Genomic DNA, 18591 nt, shown 5'->3' with positions numbered 1-18591 from the left:
AGAACAAATGAGGCAGGCTGCAGCGCTGTTCGGGAGACGGCCGGCCATCGGAAGGGGACCATGACTCGATTTGCAAGCCCGGTCTCGGCGCTTATCATCTGCATGAACGAGGCCGATATGATCGGCCCGTGCCTGGAAAGCATCGACTTCTGCGCCGAGATCATCATCGTCGATTCCGGCTCGACGGACGGCACCATCGAATGCGTGCAAGGCTACATCGCCAAGGGATACCCGATCAGGCTGTTGCACAATGACTGGCAGGGGTTCCCATATCAGCGGCAATTCTCGCTCGACCATGCCACCCAGCCCTGGTGTCTTTCGATCGATCCGGACGAACGCGTCGACGATCAGCTGCGGCAGTCGATCCTGGCCATCACCCAAGCCGCCGACGACAAGATCAGCGGCTGGTACATCCGCCGACGCGATTGGCTGAAGGGCTACGGCTATGCGCACCGCTGGGTGCTGCACAACAGGTTGATGCGGCTTTTCCGCCGGGAAGGCGCCACCATGGATCTCAGCGCGCGGGTGCACGAGGCTTTCCACGTGCCGGGCGAGACCGGCACGATCGAAGAGGGCGTCCTGCTGCATCGCCGCGAAATATCGGTCGAGGAGGATCTTGCCCGGGCCAACACCTATTCCGGCCTCAAGGCCGTCACGCTGGTCGAGAAGGGCAAGAAGCCCGGCTTGGTGCGGCTGGTGCTCTCGCCGTTCGGCAATTTCCTGAAATTCTACCTGGCCAAGCGCTATTTCCTGTGCGGCCGGCACGGCTTCGTCTACTCGATGTCGGTGATGATCTATTCCTTCGCCACCGAGGCCAAGCTTTACGAAGCCTCGGACCGCAAAGATCCTGCCTAAGCGATCAGGCCCGGTCAGGAAATGTCGTCTCGGCCGAGTATTTCAATGGCTGTGACGAGACCCGCCAGGTCATCGTCGTCTTGCAAGCGTCTGATGGCGAAGCCGGGTTGAACAGCCGCCTCGCCGTCGACCAGCCAGCCCTGTGCCAGACCGGCGCGCCGCCCCGCCTGCATGTCGGCCAGCTTGTCGCCGACGATCAGCGAGCGCTGCAGATCGAGATCGAGGCGTTTGCCCGCTTCGACAAGCATGCCCGGATTGGGCTTGCGCACCGGATGGTCCGATACGGCGAGCGGCCCGGAGCCGGCCTCGTGGTAGGCGCAGGCCAGCACCATGTCGACGAACACGCCCTGATCGCCCAACAGGTCGATCACGCGGCCATTCACCGCCGCAAAGACGCTCCAGCCGAAGTAACCACGCGCGATGCCGGACTGGTTGGTGACCACGACGACCGGGATCCCGGCCCGGTTGGCCGCCGCGATCGCCGGCAGTATCCGCGGCCTGAGCTCGATCTCGGCCGGATCGCTGGGATAGTCGGTATCGACGTTGATGGTGCCGTCACGGTCGAGGAACAGCGCCGGCAGGTGCGACGGGAAAACCCGCCCGTCGATCCGCTCGACCCACAGGCCCGGCTCGGTCAGTTGGTGTGGCGTTCCCGCCTTGTCAGCCATTGCTGAGGCGCGTTTCGACCACTTCACACAGGTAGTGATAGAGGCACAGATGCCCTTGCTGGATGATCGGCGTCGAGGTCGAGGGCACGTTGAGCAGGATATCGCACAGCGGCGCGAGCTTGCCGCCGGTGTCGCCGGTCAGGCCGATCACCGTCATGTCCATCATCCGCGCCTGTTCGGCAGCGGCCAGAATGCTTGGCGAATTGCCGCTGGTCGAGATCGCCAGAAGCACGCCGCCGGACGCGCCATGCGCCTCGACCTGACGCGAGAACACCGTGTCGAAGCCGTAATCATTGCCCCAGGCGGTCAGCACCGCCGCGTTGGCCGGCAGCGCGATGACATTGTAGGCCTTGCGCTCCTTGAGGAAGCGGCCGACGAGCTCGCCGGCGATATGGATGGCATCGCTGGCCGAGCCGCCATTGCCGGCGATCAGCAAGGCTTTCCCGGATGAAAGCGCCGTCACCACCGCGCTCGCCGCGCGCTCCATCTCGCCGGTCAGGTCACGCTCTACCATCGCCGTGATCGCGGCCGCCGAGCGGACCAGATAGTCGTTCAGTTCAGACATCGAAACCTCAGTTTGTCGAGCCGGCGCGCAGTTTGCCGATGGTGCCGGTGGTGCTCTTGCCGGCGACGAGATCGACCAGCACGACGCGGCCGCCGGCCTTCTGCACCACATCGGCGCCGACGACCGTGTCGATCGTATAATCCGCGCCCTTGACCAGAATGTCGGGCAGCAGCGCCTCGATCAGCGCCAGCGGCGTATCCTCCTCGAACACCACGACGGCATCGACCGAGGCCAGGGCCGCGAGCACGCAGGCGCGGTCATGCTGGTCGTTGACAGGGCGGCCCGGCCCTTTCAACCGCCGTACCGAGGCATCGCTGTTCAAACCGAGAACCAGCCGGTCGCACTGGCTGCGCGCCGCGTGCAGCAGACTGACATGGCCGGCATGCAAGATGTCGAAACAGCCATTGGTGAAGCCGACGCTGAGGCCCTCTTCCTTCCAGGCCGCCACCATGCGTGCGGCCGATACGGCATCGAGGATGGCGTCCTTGTGAGCGATCGGTCCGTGCGAGCGGAACAGCGCACCGGTCAGCTCTTCCACCGTCAGCCGCGCGGTGCCGCGTTTTCCGACCACGACGCCGCCGGCGGCATTGGCGATCGAGGCCGCAGCGATCGGATCGGCGCCCGACGCGAGCGCCAGCGCGAAGGTCGCGATCACCGTGTCGCCGGCGCCCGAAACGTCGAACACTTCGCGCGCCTGGGTGGCGATGTGGTGCGCTTCATCGGGGCCGACGACGCTCATGCCTTTTTCGCTGCGTGTGGCGACGACGAACTCAAACCCATGCGCCGAAATCAGTTCACGCGCCGCAGAGACGATCTCGTCATCGCCGAACACCGCATGACCAACCGCCTCGCCAAGTTCCTTGCGGTTGGGCGTGATGGCGGTCGCGCCGGCATAGCGCGCGTAGTCGCGGCCCTTCGGGTCGACCAGCACTGGCTTGCCGGCCTCGCGGCAGATGGCGATCAGTTCGGCGGCGACGCCGTCGAGCAGGATGCCCTTGCCGTAATCGGACAGGATGACGATATCGGCGCCGGCGAGTGCCGCGCGGAAATGCCGGATCAGCCCTGCCCGCTCCGCCTCGTCGAGCGGCTTGATCTCTTCCTCGTCGAAGCGCAGCACTTGCTGGTTGAGCGCGCTGAAACGGCTCTTCGACGAGGTCATACGGCCGCGCTGCTGCGCCAGGCCAGCCGTCTCGGTAGCAAGCTCGCCCAGCATCCGCACCAAGCTGTCCCCGGCCGTGTCCGCGCCGATCACGGAAACCGGAATGGCACGCGCGCCCAGCGAGACGATGTTGGCCACGACATTGCCGGCGCCGCCCATGGCCGAGCTCTCGCCGCGTCCATGCAGCACGGGGATCGGCGCCTCCGGCGAAATCCGTTCGATGACGCCGTTGACGAAGCGATCGAGGATGAGGTCGCCGACCACCAGCACTGTGACGCCGCCAAAGCGTGCAATGGCACGGTGCAGGGGTTCGGGAGAAGGCGGATTGTGCTTGATCATGTCACTGGCAATGCGTGGGAAAGCCGAACTCAGATAGGTCGAAACAGCCGATTTGCGAGGACCGTTGGGTCATGGCGATGCCGATATACCGCAATTCGAGCCAGTGCAACGGCGCCCCCGCTGCGTCAGCTCTTCTGCAGGGCGACATGAACGCCCAGTCCGACCAGCACCGCACCACCCGCCCGCTGCATCAGGCGCTGCGCCCGGCTGGAGCGCTTGAGCCGGCCGATCACCAGGCCAGCGAGGAAGACACAGGCAATGTCGGCCGAGGAGAACATCAGGTTGACGATGGTGCCGAGCACCACGAATTGCAGCCAGACCGGCAAGGCCGCCGAGGCATCGATGAACTGCGGCAGGAACGCCATGAAGAAGATCGCGGTTTTCGGATTGAGCACCTCGACGGTGATGCTCTCGAAAAAGGCGCGCCGCGCCGATTTGCGCTCAAGCGTCGGCAACGCCATCTCGCCATCCCCGCGCTTGCGGAACAGCGAGACGCCAAGCCAGATCAGATAGAGCGCGCCGACCAGCTTGACCGCCATGTAAAGCGGCGGCACGGCATGGAACAGCACCGACAGGCCGGCCGCGGCGGCAAAGACATGCACATAGCCGCCGAGATGGATGCCAAGCGCCGCCGTCAGGCCCGACCAGCGCCCGCGTGCCATCGTCTGCGCCGCGGCATAAAGCATGGCCGGGCCAGGGATGTAGGCGAAGATCGCGGTGGTGGCGAAAAACGCAATGAGCAGTTCGGTCGACGGCATTTTCTTCCCTCTCGATCCCATCCCGGGACGAACCGACTGAAGCGGCGGCTTTGCGTCGCCACTGTGGCTACAACGTACCTGCTTTGTCGACAGCCCGGCTGGCCTCCCTTATAAGGACCGGAATCGCTAGCAACCAGAGGCCTTCATGATCATCGTCACGGGCGGCGCCGGCATGATCGGCTCCAACATCGCCGCCGCGCTCAACGCCGAGGGGCATGACGACATTCTGGTCGTCGACGACCTGACCGACGGCCACAAGATCGCCAATCTCGCCGATCTCAGCATTGCCGACTATCTCGACAAGGACGATTTCTTGGCCCGCATCGAGGCCGGGTCGCTCGGCCGCATCGAGGCTGTGTTCCACCAGGGCGCCTGCTCGACCACCACCGAATGGAACGGCAAGTTCATGATGGAGGTGAATTTTGCCTATTCGAAGCGGCTGCTGCACGCCTGCCAGGCACTGCGCGTGCCCTTCCTCTATGCCTCCTCCGCGTCCGTCTACGGCGGTGGGTCGGAGTTTCGCGAGGAGCCGGCGCTCGAGCGGCCGCTCAATGTCTATGCCTATTCGAAGAAGCTGTTCGACGACTATGTCAGGCGCACGGTGTTCGATACCGATCATTCGCAGGTTGCGGGCCTGCGCTATTTCAACGTCTACGGGCCGCGCGAAGCGCACAAGGGCGCCATGGCCTCGGTCGCCTTCCATCTGTTCAACCAGGTCGAACGCGGCGAAAACCCGAAGCTGTTCGGCGCCTATGACGGCTTCGGACCAGGCGAACAGAGCCGCGACTTCATCCATGTCGGCGATGTCGCCGACGTCAATCTTTGGCTGTGGAAGCGTGGCTCGAGCGGCATTTTCAACTGCGGCACCGGCCGCGCCCAACCCTTCCGCGCCATCGCCGAAACCGTTATCGACACGCTGGGCAAGGGCGAGATCGAGTTCATCCCCTTCCCCGACCACCTCAAGGGCAGCTACCAGAGCTTCACGCAAGCTGATATGTCCCGTTTGCGCACGGCCGGATATAACGGCCAGTTCCGGACAGTCGAAACCGGTGTCAGAGACTATGTCGAATGGCTGAAAGCCCAACGATCCTCGTGATCGGCCCACGCTGGGTGGGCGACATGGTGATGGCGCAGTGCCTGTTCTCGGCGCTGAAAGAGCTCCATCCCAACGCCGCGATCGACGTGCTGGCGCCGGCCTGGGCAGCACCGCTGGTCAAGCGCATGCCCGAGATCCGCCAACAGATCGACTTTCCGCTGACACCGGGCGCGCTGGAATTCACCCATCGCCGCCGCTTCGGCCGCCTGCTGCGCGGCCGCTATGACATGGCCTATGTCTTGCCCGGTAGCTGGAAATCGGCGCTGATCCCGTTCTTCGCCCGCATTCCGCGCCGTTTCGGCCATCTGCGCGAGATGCGCTATGGCCTTTTGACCGACATCGTGCCGCTGCCGGATGCCGTGAAACGGCGCACCGCACAAGCCTATTTCAGCCTCGCCAAGGGCGGCAGTTTCCGCGCGCCCCATCTCACCGTCGATGCCAGCAACCAGGCAGCGTTGCTCGACCGTTTCGGGCTGGCGCCACAGAAATTCGCGGCCCTGATGCCCGGCGCCGAATTCGGCCCGGCCAAGCGCTGGCCGAGCGAAAGCTATGCCGGTCTTGCGCGCGAATTCATGGGCAAAGGCTTGAAGGTCGCCCTGTTCGGTTCGAAGAACGATCGCGAGGTGACGGCGGAGATCGCTGCCCTTGCCCCCGGCACTGTCGACCTCGCTGGCCAGACGCGGCTGGAGGACGCCATCGACCTGATTGCGGCGGCAAGGCTGGCTGTGTCCAATGACAGCGGGCTGATGCATGTCGCGGCGGGCGTCGGCACGCCTGTTGTCGCCGTCTATGGTTCGACCTCGCCCGAAAACACGCCGCCGCTGGCTGAGCGTCGCGAACTGGTCTGGCTTCATCTGTCGTGTTCGCCCTGTCACCAGAAGGTCTGCCCGCTCGGCCATCTCAACTGCCTGAAGACATTGCAAGTCGGGCAGGTCGCGGCGGCGGCCGACCGGCTGCTGGAAATGCCGGCCGCGACATGAAGGTCCTGATCGTCAAGACATCGTCGATGGGCGATGTCATCCACACCTTTCCAGCCGTCGAGGATGCCAGCCTGGCCAGGCCCGACGTATCGTTCGACTGGTGCGTCGAGGAGGCGTTCGCCGGCATCGTCGCGCTGCATCCGGCGATCGGCAGGATCCACACGGTCGCCATCCGGCGCTGGCGCAAGGCGCTGTTCAACGGCGGCACCTGGCGCGAGGCGGCCACCCTGCGCCGCACCCTGCGCGAATGCCGCTACGACCTGGTCATCGATGCGCAAGGGCTGCTGAAATCGGCCCTGGTGGCGCGACAGGCGGGCGCGCCGATCGCCGGCTTCGATCGGTCGAGCGCGCGCGAACCCTCGGCCACGCTGTTCTACGACGTCACCTATGGCGTGCCGCGCGACCTGCACGCCATCGAACGGACGCGCCGGCTCTTCGGGCTGGCGCTTGGCTACCAGCCCGATCTGTCGACGCTCGCGTCAGGCATCGTACCGCCGCCCGGCGGTCTGTCCGGCATTCCCGAAAAGACAGCCTTCCTGCTGCATGGCACCAGCCGCGAGGACAAGAAATGGCCGGTCGACAACTGGATCGGAACCGCCCGCCTGCTGGTCGAGCGCGGCATGACCCCGGTCACCACCTGGTCGAACGAGCGTGAGAAGGCGGTGGCTGAGGCAATCGCCAAGGCGGTGCCGTCAACCGTCGTGGTGCCGAAATCGCCGCTGGCCGATATCGCCGCCATCCTCGGCCGCTCGACGCTGGTGATCGGCGCGGACACCGGCCTGACCCATCTTGCCAGCGCCTTCGGCCTGCCGACGGTCGCGGTGTTTTTGGCGACGGAGCCGGGTTTGACGGGACCACGCGGCCCCTATGCATCGACGCTGCTGGCTGCGGCTGGCGGACGGATTGACCCTGCGGAAGTTGTAGCGGAGGCGGAGAGGCTGCTGGCGCTCAAATTACAGGCACCAACCTAGGACCTTTCAGAATTCGCTCTGGCGAGTCGAATAGCGTGGTTCTTCGAGAACCGGAGCGGAGCGTACTTAAAGTACGTGAGCACCGGAAGCGCAGAAAACCGCGCTAGTCGGCCGCCAGAGTAGAATTATCAAAGGTCCTAGATGAACTGCACCTGGACGATCTCGTACCCCCTGGCACCACCGGGCGCATTGACCTCGATGGCGTCGCCGACTTCCTTGCCGATGAGTGCGCGGGCGATCGGCGAGGAGATCGAGATGCGGCCGGACTTCACGTCGGCTTCCTGGTCGCCGACGATCTGGTAGGTCTTCTTTTCCTCGGTGTCCTCGTCGACCAGCACGACGGTGGCGCCGAACTTGACCTTGTCGCCGCTGAGCTTGGTGACGTCGATGACTTCGGCCCGCGCGATCAGATCCTCGAGTTCGTTGACGCGGCCCTCATTGAGGCTCTGCGCCTCCTTGGCGGCATGATACTCGGCATTTTCGGACAGGTCGCCATGCGAGCGCGCCTCGGAGATCGCCTCGATGATGCGCGGCCGCTCTTCCTGCTGGCGCCAACGCAGTTCTTCCTTCAATGACGCGAACCCCTCGCCTGTCATCGGGACCTTGTTCATGATGCCTGACCTTTCCTGCCGCCACCCCCGCGTTTCGGGGAAAGCCTTGTCGATGGGTACAAAAAGAAAACGGTCCGGCAGCCTCGGGCTAACGGAACCGTTTCACCGCAATTTCCCAAGATATAGCAATCTTTCCGGGTTTTTCACGCCCAAAAATCGGTTTTGCAAAAATCATCCCCGCTTTCACCAGGCGAACGCCAGCTCGCGGGACAGGGGGACAATAAAAAACGGCCGCGATCGCTCACGGCCGCCTTGAGCATTCCCGAGAGCCTGATCAGCTCCGCATGAAATGGTCGATCTGCTCGGACAGCATGCCGTATTCGCGCGAGCCCTTTCCGGTTCGCTTCTCGATTTCCATCAGCTGCTGCTGGGCGCCGGCGAGATCGCCGATCTGCAGGTGCGCCTCGCCGAGATATTCGCGCACCAGCGTGTAATTCGGGTCGATGCGCAACGCTTCCTCGTAGTAGCCGAGACCGACGGTGACGCGGCCGGAATGGCGGTGCGAATAACCGAGGTAGTTGAGAATGCGCGGATCCTGCTTGTTGGCGGCAAGGGTGAGCACCGAGATCGCCTCGTCATAGCGCCCTGCCATCGCCAGCGCATGGCCTGCATCATAGATGCTGTCGTCGTCCAGCATGCCTTCCTGAGGGGCGACGCATTTCTTCTTCTTCTTGTCCCAGACCTCTCCCTTCTTGCACTGGGTGACGGTCTGGTCGCTGCCACCACTGCTACTGCCCGCCGCGAACACCGGGACAGCGAAGAACTGCAACGCGACAAGGGCAGTCGCAGCCTGGATCAGCATTCTTTTATGCATCGAAGCCTCCTTGAGGGGTGAGAATGCAAGACTAACGCGGGACGACGCGGGTTTCATCCCGGAAAAAAGCAAGGCGCAGAACATCAGGTGACGGATGCCTGAAATCCGCTATCATCCGGCAAACGACGGACGGAGACGGCCCGTGCAGCGGCGGCTTGAAAAGGACTGGGATCTGACGATCGGGCCCGACACCGTGCGCCTGTTCATCCTCAAGGCCAAGGCGCTGAGTGCCGCCGTCAACGAGGACTATGCCGACGGCGCCGAACACGAGATCGAGTTCGACGGTGACACGCACGACAATCATCACCATGACGGCCTTGTCGAGGAAAGCTCGGAAAACCTGACCGAGGAAGAGCTGCGCGAGCTGATCAACGACCTCAATGTCGACGAGGCGGCCGAGCTGATTGCGCTGGCCTGGGTCGGCCGCGGCGACTACGACGCCTCGGAATGGTCCGATGCCGTGACGGCGGCGCGCGAACGCGCCAACAAGCGCACGGCGAAATACCTGCTCGGCATGCCGCTGCTCGCCGATTGGCTGGAGGAAGGCCTCGAAGCGATCGGCGCGTAACGCGGCGGTAACCCATTGTGATCGCCCCGAAGCGCCCGTCCAGGCAACTTCGGCATGCCGGCGCCGTTTCGGAGCGATGGCAACGCTGAGCTTTTCCCGACTTTGCACCTTGGCGCTGCCTCTGGCGGCCGCGGCCTTGCTGGCAACGCCGGCCGACGCCAGGCATCGTCACAGGCATCACCAGCCGCTGTCGCCTCGGATGGAGCAGCCGTTGACGCAGCGCCTTGACCAGCCGTTGAGGCCGAGAAGCAAGCAGCGCGTGAGAGCGCGGGGCAAGCAGCACGTCACGCCAAGGCAGACACAACAGGAAACGCCGGACCAGCGGGCTTCACCCGCCGAGGTTCCGGTGCCCGAGCCGCGTCCCGAAGAAGCGCAAAAGGCCGGCACCGCAACGGTGGAGCAAAAGACCGTTGCTCCAAAGGCGCCGGACGCAGCCAACCAGCTCGAGGAAAAGTCCCGTCAGGAGAAGCAGGCACGTCCCGAGCCGCCAGCCCCCGAACCTCCTGCCCGAGAACCGTCAACCGACACCGAAAGCGAACCCGAGCCTCCGGCCGAGGTGCCGGTCCCGACACAAAGGCCCGACACCTCCGAGCCGGAGGCCCAGCCACCTGCCACAGCCCCGCAGCCGCCGCCGAAACCGGCTGATGCCGGCGCGGAGAAAATGCTTCCCGATCCGCGCTCGGCCGACCAGCCCGCGGACAAGATACCCGCCAAGGAAGTAGCCTGCCGCGAGCGGCTGAAGACGCTCGGCGTCGAATTCGAGGAGCACGAGGCGGAAAGCAATCCTGAAATCGGCTGCTCGATCCCCTATCCGATCGTCATCAAGACGCTCGGCAAGTCGGTCGCCATAGGTCCTGCCACCGAGCTGAATTGCTCGATGGCCGAGGCGGCCGCGCGCTTTGCCGCGGATGTCGTCCAGCCGGCCGCCAAGGCGGAGTTCGGCGTCGACCTGAAATCGATTAGCCAGGCCTCGGCCTTTGTCTGCCGCCCGCGCCACGGCACCAGAAAACTATCCGAGCATGCCTTCGGCAACGCCCTCGACATCGGCAGCTTCACACTCTCCGACGGCAACAAGATCGAGATTGGCCCGACGCCGCCGGAGAAGGACGCAAAATTCCTCGACGCCGTGCGCAAGGCGGCCTGCGGCCCGTTCAAGACCGTTCTTGGACCAGGCGCCGATCCCGATCATGCGCTGCATTTCCACCTCGATCTCGAGCCGCGCAAGCATGGCGGCACGTTTTGCCAGTGAGCAAACTCTAAAAGTGCATGCCGCATTTCCGCCGCAAGCGTGAACGCGGGCGCTGAGTTTTCCTTTACCCTTGATCGTTAAAATGCCGGATATCCAGAAGTAGGATTCTGCAAATGGCCGGCAAATTTCACGCCGTGTTTTTCGCCACCGCGCGCCGATCGAAATCCGCGCTGCTTGTTGCCGCCGGCCTGACGCTGGCCGCCGTCTCGGCCTGCAACACCGGCAGCGTGCTGTCCTTGCAGCCGGCCGTCGATGTCGGCGCGCAGACGTCGGCCGTGCCGCAATATACGGGCATGCAGAGGCTTGTCCCTTCCAATCCCTACATGACGCAGGCCGCTTATCCGCGCATGGATGAGCCGATGTCGCCGGTCGAGCAGATACCGGCCAGCGAAACCGATTGCCGCCAGCAACTGAAGCGCCTCGATGTCGCCTACACAGACCTGGCGCCGATCCATGAAGGCCAGTGTGGCATCGACTATCCGGTCAAGGTCACGTCGATCGGCAGCATCCAGATGAAGCCCGCCGCGACGCTGACCTGCGACATGGCCGCCACCTTCGCGGCCTGGACGAAGAACGAACTCGTTCCCTCCGCCCGCTGGCGCTATTTCTCCGGCGTCAGGACGATCCACCAGGGCTCGAGCTATTCCTGCCGCAACATCGCCGGTGAAGGTGTTTTGTCCGAGCACGGCAAGGGCAACGCGCTCGACGTCATGAGCATCGAACTCAACAATGGCGACGACATCGACGTGCGCAAGCCCGGCCTGTTCGCCTTCCGCACGCGCGGCTTCCTCAACAATGTGCGCGCCGACGGCTGCCAGTATTTCACCACCGTGCTCGGCCCCGGCTACAATTACGACCACCGCAACCATTTCCACTTCGACATCAAGAACCGCAAGAACGGCTACCGCGCCTGCCGCTAGAACGCGAGCGAAGGGCAGAGGTTGGAGATTGACGGCAACCTCACTTTCGTCATCCTAAGGCGAAGCAGTCGCGAAGCGACGTCGCGCAGACCCTGGATGACGACCGCACTGTGGCCACGAAAAGCCCATATCGACAATACAATGGCTCACTTGCCTCCGCCCATTTGAGAGTGATTTCTCGTGGGTGAGCGAAGCCTTCGCCGACGTGCGGCAATCTGGTTCCTGGCGATATGCGCCGCCTATCTGGCGCTTGCCTATCTCGCGGCGCCGGAGTTCTGGACGTTTCGGGAGCGCGGCTTTCGCGACCGGCGCTTCGAAATGGTGACGCACACGCCGCAAGGCATTCCGGGCGACCCGATCAATGTCGGACTTGTCGGCACGGAGAGGGAGGTGGTCCATGCCTTCGCCATCGCGGGCTGGGATACCGCCGACGCCGTCACATTGAGGACCGCAATCGATATCGGCGAAAGTGTCCTGTTTTCCCGCCCCTATCCCGACGCGCCGATGAGCCGCCTGCTGTTCGACGGCCGCGCCCAGGATCTCGCTTTCGAAAAGCCGGTCGGCCTCAGTGCCGACCGGCGCCACCACGTCCGTTTCTGGCAGACCGATACGGTCGGCGACGACGGCCGCCCGCTCTGGTTGGGTGCCGCCAGCTTCGATCGCGGCGTCGGTTTCAGCCACGACACCGGCGCGATCACCCATCACATCGGTCCCGACATCGACGCCGAACGCGACTTCCTGATCGGCGACCTGGACGGGGCCGGTTTGCTGGCATCGACCAGCGACATGGGCGGCATCGGCCCCACCAGGACCGGCCGCAATGGCGGTGGCGACGCCTATTTCACCGACGGCAAGGCGGTCATCGGCGTGCTGAAGCAGCCGCAGTAAGATCGGCTTGCGACGAAGACCTGGTTGGAACTGGTTGGCTGCGGCATGCCATGAGGCTGCGTCAGTTCACAAACCAGGACTGTCATTTTCTAAAAATCAAGGCGGACTATTTTCGAGCGGCCCGCCGCAATGCTATTGAGCCCTCATGCTATACGTTGAAATCGCTATCGTGGTCGTCCTCATCTGCGTGAACGGCCTTCTGTCAATGTCCGAACTCGCCATCGTCTCATCGCGCCCGGCACGGCTCAAGGCAATGATCGACCGCGGCGTCACCGGCGCCGGCCGGGCGCTGGAGCTTGGCTCGAATCCCGGCAAGTTCCTGTCCTCCGTGCAGATCGGCATCACGCTGGTCGGCGTCCTGTCCGGCGCCTTCTCCGGCGCCACGCTCGGCGACCGGCTGTCCGTGTTCCTGGCCTCGACCGGTATGCGCGAAAGCGTCGCCGACCCGCTCGGCGTCGGCATTGTCGTTGCCGTCATCACCTATTTCTCGCTGATCATCGGCGAACTCGTGCCCAAGCAGATCGCGCTGCGCGACCCCGAGCGCGTTGCCGCCCGGGCCGCGCCGGCCATGACCATCCTGGCAACCATCTCGGCGCCGCTGGTGTTCCTGCTCGACATTTCAGGCCGCGCCATATTGTGGCTTCTCGGCCAGCGCGGCGAAAGCGAGGAAAAGGTCACCGACGAGGAAATCAAGATGCTGGTCGCCGAGGCCGAGCATCACGGCACCATCGAATCCGACGAGCGGCGCATGATCGCCGGTGTCATGCGGTTGGGCGACCGCGCCGTGCGCGCCGTGATGACGCCGCGCACCGAGGTCGACTGGATCAATCTGCAGTCCGACGACACGGCGATCCGCAAGCTCCTGATGGAAACCCAGCATTCGCGGCTGCCGGCGGGCGACGGCGGCGTCGATGTCATGGTCGGCGTCGTCCAGACGCGCGATGTGCTGGCCGCCATCCTTGCCGGCCGCACGCTGGACCCGCGCAAGCATGTCCGCGCCGCCCCCATCGTCTACGACCAGGCCGACGCGCTCGACGTGCTGCACAAGCTCAAGGAAAGCGACGTGCCGATGGCACTGGTGCACGACGAATACGGCCACTTCGAAGGCATCGTCACCCCGGCCGACATTCTCGAAGCCATCACCGGTGTATTCCGCGCCGACCTCGATGCCGGCGACGAGGAAAACGCCGTCAAGCGCGAAGACGGCTCATGGCTGCTCGCCGGCTATATGCAGGCCGACGAGATGGCCGATATACTGGGCATCGACCTGCCCGAAAATCGCGATTACGAGACCGTCGCCGGCTACGTGCTCTCGCACATGCACCATCTGCCTGCGACCGGCGAATGCGTCGACGCGCAAGGCTGGCGCTTCGAGGTCGTCGATCTCGACGGCCGCCGCATCGACAAGCTGATCGCCACCCGCCTGCCCGGCACCCATCGCGAAGCGGTGCGGTGATCGTCCGACATCGGCTTTCGGGCCGGGCGGACATTGATGGCGGCCGATCGACTGCGCGACGTCCAATGTCTACCGCTCCGTGAAAGCGCGAGCGAAGGAATCGAGCATCGGTCGTGCCAGATATTCGAAGAATGTCCGGTCGCCGGTGTTGATGAATGCCTCGACAGGCGTTCCCGGATAAAGCTGCTCGGGCTTCACGCCCGACGGCAACGCGGCAGCAATCTTCAGCCTGGCGCGGAAATAAGGCTCATGCGTAGCCTGGTCGATGAGCCGGTCCGCGGAAATCTGTGTCACGGTCGCTGAAACCTCTGGGGTAAGCCGCATGTTCAAGGCGGCCAATCGCAGTTTCGCCGGCTGGCCGATACGGACCTGATCGATGTCTTTTGGCCGCAGCCTTGCATCGACGATCAGGCCCGATGCCGTGGGCAGGATCTCCATGATCTTTTCGCCGGGGGCAATAACGCTGCCTTTGGAATTATAGGTCGACGAGACAACGATGCCCGCCGCCGGCGCCTTGATCGTCGTTCGCCGCAGCACCGCCTCGGCCGCCCTGATCTGTTCCTCGATGTCGGCCAGGTTGGCACGAACCTCGTCCAACTTGGTCAGTGCCTCCTCCACGCGCTGCGTGGTAAGGTGCTCGGTCTGCTCCTGGGCTTCGACGATCTGGGTGTTGGCCGCTGCAAGATTGGCCTCCAGCGCCCCAGCCTGCCCGACAAGGTCCGCTTCGCTACGCAAAAGCTGGGAGTATTCGGTACGATTGGTGAGGCCCTTGTCCAGTAGGCTGGTCTTGATGGCGAGCTCCTTCTTCACCACTTCGGCCTGTTGCTGAATGGCCTGTTCCTGGGCCTGCAATCCCACGACCGACTGGCGATGCATGGCGACCCTCTGGACGAGGATCGATTGCTCCGATCGAAACCGGGCGAGCCTGGCGTCGAATTCCTTCTGCTGTTCTCGAACCAGCGTCTCAAAATCATGCTGGAACGGTGCTCGCGCCGCTTCGGTGATTGGCGCGAGCCGGTCCAACCCGTCGCGTTCCGCCTCCAGCCGCGCCGCGCTCGCCCTGAGCGCGATCGACTGTCTCGTCAACCGGTTGAGCTCGGCCCGCGCGGCAGTTGGATCCAGCAGGATCAGATCCTGGGCCTGTTGCACGCGATCGCCTTCATGGACCAGCAATTCCTCGACGATGCCGCCCTCCGGCTGCTGGATCAGGATGTTTCCGCCGGTCGCCGAGATCGTCCCCTGCGTGATCACCGCTCCTGACAAGGGCGCGCTGACGGCCCAATAGCCAAAACAACCCACCAGTAGCACTATCGCGGCGTATCCGGTGGATGCCACACGCCTTATGTCGGTGCGCGGGTTACCTTGCCAGGCGAGGTTCTGCGCTGCCATCGTCTATGGCCCAAAGCGAACGTTGTGCGGGGTGCCGCGAATCGTCGTTCCAAACGACCCCGTCACGGCGGTGGTCTGCTGCGCGGGAACGCCCTTGCCGGCACGCTTGTCGACGATCGACTGCCGCGGCACGTCGCCGCTCGGACCGAGCGCTTCGATCGCGCCCCCGCGCAAGAGCATCACGCGGCCGCAGGCCGCGGCGATGGAAGGGCGATGCGTGATCACGATCAAAGTAACGCCCGCCGCGCGCGCGGCCGAAAGCACCGCCACAAGCGCCGCTTCGCCGCTGACGTCGAGATGGGTGCTCGGCTCGTCCAGGACGAGAATTCTGGGATTGCCGTAGAAGGCGCGCGCCAGCGCGATCCTCTGCCGTTCGCCGCCTGACAAATTTCTGTCCGACGGGCCGATCAATGTCTGGTAGCCGTCCCGCTGTGCCAGGATCAGGTCATGCGCCCCGGCCCGCCTTGCTGCCTCGACGATCGAGGCGTCATCTGCGTCGGGGTCGAAGCGGGCGACGTTTTGCGCGATCGACCCTGGAAAGAGCTCCACCTCCTGCGCGAGGTAGCCGATATGCTTTCCAAGCTGGCTTTCGTCCCAGGTCCTGAGGTCGGCGCCGTCGATCCTGACCGCGCCGCCGGTCGGCCGGGCAGCGCCCGCGAGCAACCGCGCCAGCGTCGATTTGCCGGCGCCGCTCAGGCCGGTGATGGCCAACGCTTCGCCGGCGCCAATTTGAAAATTCAGCCGCTTGAGGATGGGTTCGGTGCCGGGCTGGGCATTCGGCGCCATGAAGAAAACGTCCTGCACGGCAATCGCACCTGCCGGATCGGGCAGGATCAGTTTCCGCCCTTCGGTCGGACGCGCCGCAAGCGCCGTCTCCAGCCGTTTCCACGCTCGCCGGGCGTCGGCGATCTGCCGCCAGGCGCCGATCAACTGGTCGAGCGGCTGCAGCGCGCGCGACGACACCAGCGACGAGGCGAAGATCATGCCTGCCGTCATCTGCCCCTCGAGCACCAGCCATGCGCCGGCGCCGAGGATCGCCAGTTGCAGCATCACGCGCAGCGCTCGCGACGCACCGCTGAAGATCGCATTGGCACTCGAGGAACGGTCATGGAAGGTGAGCGCTGCCGCTACGTGCCCTCCCCAGACCCGCGCGGCGTTCTCCACCATGCCCATGGCGCGCAGCGTCTCCGCATTGCGGGCAAAGGCCTGTTCAGCCTGGCTGGCCAAAGCCGAACGCTCCATGGACACGGAATCGTTCCTGCCGATGGCAAGCTGGTTGGCCACGACCAGCACAAGCAGAAGCGCCGCGCCGGCGACCGTCACCCAGAACAGCACCGGATGGATCAGGTACAGCAGCGCGAGAAAGACAGGGGCGAAAGGTAGATCAAACAACACCGCCACGCCTCGCGACCTGATGAAAGCGCAGACCGAGGCGAGGTCGCGCAGCGGCGACAGGCCGCCTGCATATTTTGCGCCAAGCGAAACGGCGAAGGTGCCGGCACCAAGCTTCCGGTCGAGCGTCGCCGCGACGCGCTGCGTGTAAACGGCGCGGATCGCGTCCAGTAGTCCGAGGAAGGCGAGCGCGAGAACCGCAATGGCCGAAAGATAGACAAGCGTCTCGACGCTGGAGGACGGCAGCACGCGGTCATAGACCTGCAGCAGGTAGAGCGGGATCACCAACAGCAGGATGTTGATCAACAGCGAGAAGACGCCGACATCGGCGATGGCGCGCATGAAGACCGGGCGCAGAGCGGATGGTCCAGTCATTTCCGCATTCCCTGACGCTGCATGATCCCGGGACCTTACGCGTGGCCCCCGAATTCGGAACCGCCATGCAGCGTGCTGCTGGCGATACTGTGCGTGCCAGTGCTGGATGTAGTGCTGCTGGTGATGTTCAGGGCATTAGCCGGAGCACTGTCCAGCGTATAGGCGCGGACGTAGTCGATCTTCATCTCGGCCGGCGTGGCCAAATGATCTGGAGGGGTGCCGGCCAAGCCGCCGACCGCGAGATCTACCAGTATGTACATGGGCTTGTTCATGTCGGACGGCGTCGCCGCCTCCGCGACCTGCACGCCGTCATAGGTCCAGACAAGCTTGTCCGGCGTCCACAGCAGGCCATAGGTGTGGAAGCCGGCGGGGTCCGAGACACTCACGGTCGAGGTGACTTTGGTGTGCGTTCCGGTCTCATTCGAATGCGCCGTCATGATCAACGAGTTCGGGGCTTGGCCGATCGTCTCCACGACATCGAGCTCCGGCGGCCACGAACCGTCTTCCGGGAGCAGCCAGAAGGCCGGCCAGGCGCCGGCGTGCTCTGGCAGGTCGGCCCGCATTTCGAAATAGCCATAGGTCTGCGAGAAGGTGTCGTGGGTCGTCAGAATGCCTGAGGTGTATTCATAATTGTTGATCAGCGGCTTGATGTCCGCCGGCGCTGGCGCCGCGGTGATGGTGAGCACGCCATTGTTCACGCTGAACGGGTGGACCGAACTCGTCGGTGCGTAATTGGCGTCGATATACCATTGCAGCTCGTTGTTGCTGGTCAAGGTGCTGCCGTTCGGCGCTCCCCACCAGAAGTTGGTATCCCACGTGCCGCCCTGGCTATTGTGAAGATTCAGCGTGTTGAAATCGTCGCTGAAGGACAAGGTCATTGCGGACTTGTCGATCGGCAATTCGAACTGGCTGGGCTGCAGCTTGTCGATGGTCGTGTCCTTGAACTCGAGGATCTCGCCGGACCCGAGGTTCAACACCACGTTCGATCCCGCCTGGATCATGCTTGAGTGGATGGCGTCGAACGAAGTGAACCCATAGCCATTCAGGCGGACGGTGTCGGTGGCGGCAAAATTCGCTATCAGGTCGCTTCCATTGCCTTTCGAGACGACGAAAGTATCGTAACCGCCGCCGCCGTCGATCAGCACATCGTTTCCCGCACCGCCGTCCAGCGTCTGGTGCCCGGCCTGGGCGGTGATGATGTTGTCCAACCCGTTTCCGAAAGCATAGTTTTTGGCGTTCGTGACGATGAGGTTCTCGACATTGTCGGGGAGCTTGTAGCTCATCCAGGTGCTGATCGTGTCGATGCCTGCCCCAGCGTCCTCCGCCACCTTGTTGCTCGCCGCATAGAGGTAATAGATGTCATCGCCAGTGCCACCGTGCATGGTGACGTTGGATGATCCGTAGAAGGAGTCGTTTCCAGAGCTGCCGTACAAGTCCGGCCCGGACCCTGCCGCCGAGAACCAATGGTTGGAAGCGCCGCTATAGGGAAGAGGAACGCCCACTGCGTTGACGAAGAAGCTCACCGGATAAATCCTCCT

General features: G+C 64.0%; 18 protein-coding genes. 9 read left to right on the top strand and 9 right to left on the bottom strand.

Features of this window, described 5'->3' with window-relative positions; genetic code table 11:
* Nucleotides 1-60: 60 nt before the first annotated feature.
* The gene (locus EB233_RS11940; protein WP_064989783.1) at nucleotides 61-855 is read left to right on the top strand and encodes a glycosyltransferase family 2 protein; all 795 of its coding nucleotides are present in this window, start codon (nucleotides 61-63) and stop codon (nucleotides 853-855) included.
* 14 nt (nucleotides 856-869) lie between these two features.
* On the opposite strand, the gene gmhB is transcribed toward EB233_RS11940, so the two are convergent.
* The 4 genes from gmhB to EB233_RS11920 form a co-directional block, all read right to left on the bottom strand.
* Entirely contained in the window at nucleotides 870-1523 is a 654-nt protein-coding gene (gene gmhB / locus EB233_RS11935) for a D-glycero-beta-D-manno-heptose 1,7-bisphosphate 7-phosphatase (RefSeq protein ID WP_064989782.1), read from the bottom strand.
* Entirely contained in the window at nucleotides 1516-2088 is a 573-nt protein-coding gene (locus tag EB233_RS11930) for a D-sedoheptulose-7-phosphate isomerase (protein ID WP_064989781.1), read from the bottom strand. Before EB233_RS11930 ends, gmhB begins: the two co-directional genes overlap by 8 nt.
* A 7-nt stretch (nucleotides 2089-2095) precedes the next feature.
* Entirely contained in the window at nucleotides 2096-3586 is a 1491-nt protein-coding gene (gene rfaE1, locus EB233_RS11925; RefSeq protein ID WP_064989780.1) for a D-glycero-beta-D-manno-heptose-7-phosphate kinase, read from the bottom strand.
* Nucleotides 3587-3711: 125 nt separating this feature from the next.
* Complete coding sequence (locus tag EB233_RS11920; RefSeq protein ID WP_027055118.1) at nucleotides 3712-4344, bottom strand: LysE family translocator; 633 nt, start codon at nucleotides 4342-4344, stop codon at nucleotides 3712-3714.
* A gap of 145 nt (nucleotides 4345-4489) precedes the next feature.
* On the opposite strand from EB233_RS11920, the gene rfaD reads away from it, so the two are divergent.
* From rfaD to waaC, 3 genes are read left to right on the top strand one after another with little or no spacing between them, the layout of a single operon-like run.
* On the top strand, nucleotides 4490-5440 hold the full coding sequence (gene rfaD, locus EB233_RS11915; RefSeq protein ID WP_064989779.1) for an ADP-glyceromanno-heptose 6-epimerase: 951 nt from the start codon (nucleotides 4490-4492) through the stop codon (nucleotides 5438-5440).
* Nucleotides 5413-6420 (top strand): lipopolysaccharide heptosyltransferase II, encoded by a 1008-nt coding sequence (gene waaF / locus EB233_RS11910; RefSeq protein ID WP_064989778.1) that lies wholly within the window; start codon nucleotides 5413-5415, stop codon nucleotides 6418-6420. Before rfaD ends, waaF begins: the two co-directional genes overlap by 28 nt.
* Entirely contained in the window at nucleotides 6417-7391 is a 975-nt protein-coding gene (gene waaC, locus EB233_RS11905) for a lipopolysaccharide heptosyltransferase I (RefSeq protein WP_064989777.1), read from the top strand. The genes waaF and waaC overlap by 4 nt, the downstream gene beginning before the upstream one ends.
* Before the next feature lie 137 nt (nucleotides 7392-7528).
* Here the strand turns inward: waaC and greA are convergent, their stop codons facing one another.
* Nucleotides 7529-8002 carry a transcription elongation factor GreA gene (gene greA, locus EB233_RS11900; RefSeq protein WP_008877613.1) on the bottom strand — a complete coding sequence of 158 codons (474 nt, stop codon included), beginning with the start codon at nucleotides 8000-8002 and terminating at the stop codon, nucleotides 7529-7531.
* A gap of 274 nt (nucleotides 8003-8276) precedes the next feature.
* On the bottom strand, nucleotides 8277-8816 hold the full coding sequence (locus EB233_RS11895; protein ID WP_027055114.1) for a tetratricopeptide repeat protein: 540 nt from the start codon (nucleotides 8814-8816) through the stop codon (nucleotides 8277-8279).
* A 142-nt stretch (nucleotides 8817-8958) separates the two neighbouring features.
* On the opposite strand from EB233_RS11895, the gene EB233_RS11890 reads away from it, so the two are divergent.
* The 5 genes from EB233_RS11890 to EB233_RS11870 all read left to right on the top strand — a co-directional run bounded on the left by EB233_RS11890 (nucleotide 8959) and on the right by EB233_RS11870 (nucleotide 13897).
* Nucleotides 8959-9384: a DUF3775 domain-containing protein gene (locus EB233_RS11890; protein ID WP_027055113.1), complete on the top strand. Its 426-nt coding sequence runs from the start codon at nucleotides 8959-8961 to the stop codon at nucleotides 9382-9384.
* 199 nt (nucleotides 9385-9583) lie between these two features.
* Nucleotides 9584-10633: an extensin-like domain-containing protein gene (locus EB233_RS11885; protein ID WP_064989841.1), complete on the top strand. Its 1050-nt coding sequence runs from the start codon at nucleotides 9584-9586 to the stop codon at nucleotides 10631-10633.
* 113 nt (nucleotides 10634-10746) lie between these two features.
* Entirely contained in the window at nucleotides 10747-11553 is an 807-nt protein-coding gene (locus EB233_RS11880; RefSeq protein WP_064989776.1) for an extensin-like domain-containing protein, read from the top strand.
* Nucleotides 11554-11733: 180 nt separating this feature from the next.
* Nucleotides 11734-12441 (top strand): LssY C-terminal domain-containing protein, encoded by a 708-nt coding sequence (locus tag EB233_RS11875; RefSeq protein ID WP_064989775.1) that lies wholly within the window; start codon nucleotides 11734-11736, stop codon nucleotides 12439-12441.
* Nucleotides 12442-12586: 145 nt separating this feature from the next.
* Nucleotides 12587-13897, top strand: coding sequence for a hemolysin family protein (locus EB233_RS11870; RefSeq protein WP_064989774.1), 1311 nt, complete (start codon nucleotides 12587-12589; stop codon nucleotides 13895-13897).
* A gap of 69 nt (nucleotides 13898-13966) precedes the next feature.
* Here EB233_RS11870 and EB233_RS11865 read toward each other — a convergent pair whose 3' ends face one another.
* Genes EB233_RS11865 through eglC form a run of 3 tightly spaced genes read right to left on the bottom strand, consistent with a single transcriptional unit; the run spans nucleotide 13967 to nucleotide 18576 of the window.
* Nucleotides 13967-15286: an HlyD family type I secretion periplasmic adaptor subunit gene (locus tag EB233_RS11865; protein WP_064989773.1), complete on the bottom strand. Its 1320-nt coding sequence runs from the start codon at nucleotides 15284-15286 to the stop codon at nucleotides 13967-13969.
* Nucleotides 15287-15289: 3 nt separating this feature from the next.
* Complete coding sequence (locus tag EB233_RS11860) at nucleotides 15290-17053, bottom strand: type I secretion system permease/ATPase (protein ID WP_064989772.1); 1764 nt, start codon at nucleotides 17051-17053, stop codon at nucleotides 15290-15292.
* Between the two features lie 35 nt (nucleotides 17054-17088).
* Nucleotides 17089-18576, bottom strand: a complete 1488-nt coding sequence (gene eglC / locus EB233_RS11855) for an endo-1,3-1,4-beta-glycanase EglC (RefSeq protein ID WP_064989771.1) — start codon at nucleotides 18574-18576, stop codon at nucleotides 17089-17091.
* Nucleotides 18577-18591: the final 15 nt, after the last annotated feature.

Source organism: Mesorhizobium erdmanii (assembly GCF_013170725.1).
GTDB classification, from domain to species: Bacteria; Pseudomonadota; Alphaproteobacteria; order Rhizobiales; family Rhizobiaceae; genus Mesorhizobium; species Mesorhizobium erdmanii.
Note: the sequence above shows the minus strand (reverse complement) of the source record. Positions and strands in the feature narration are given on the sequence as shown.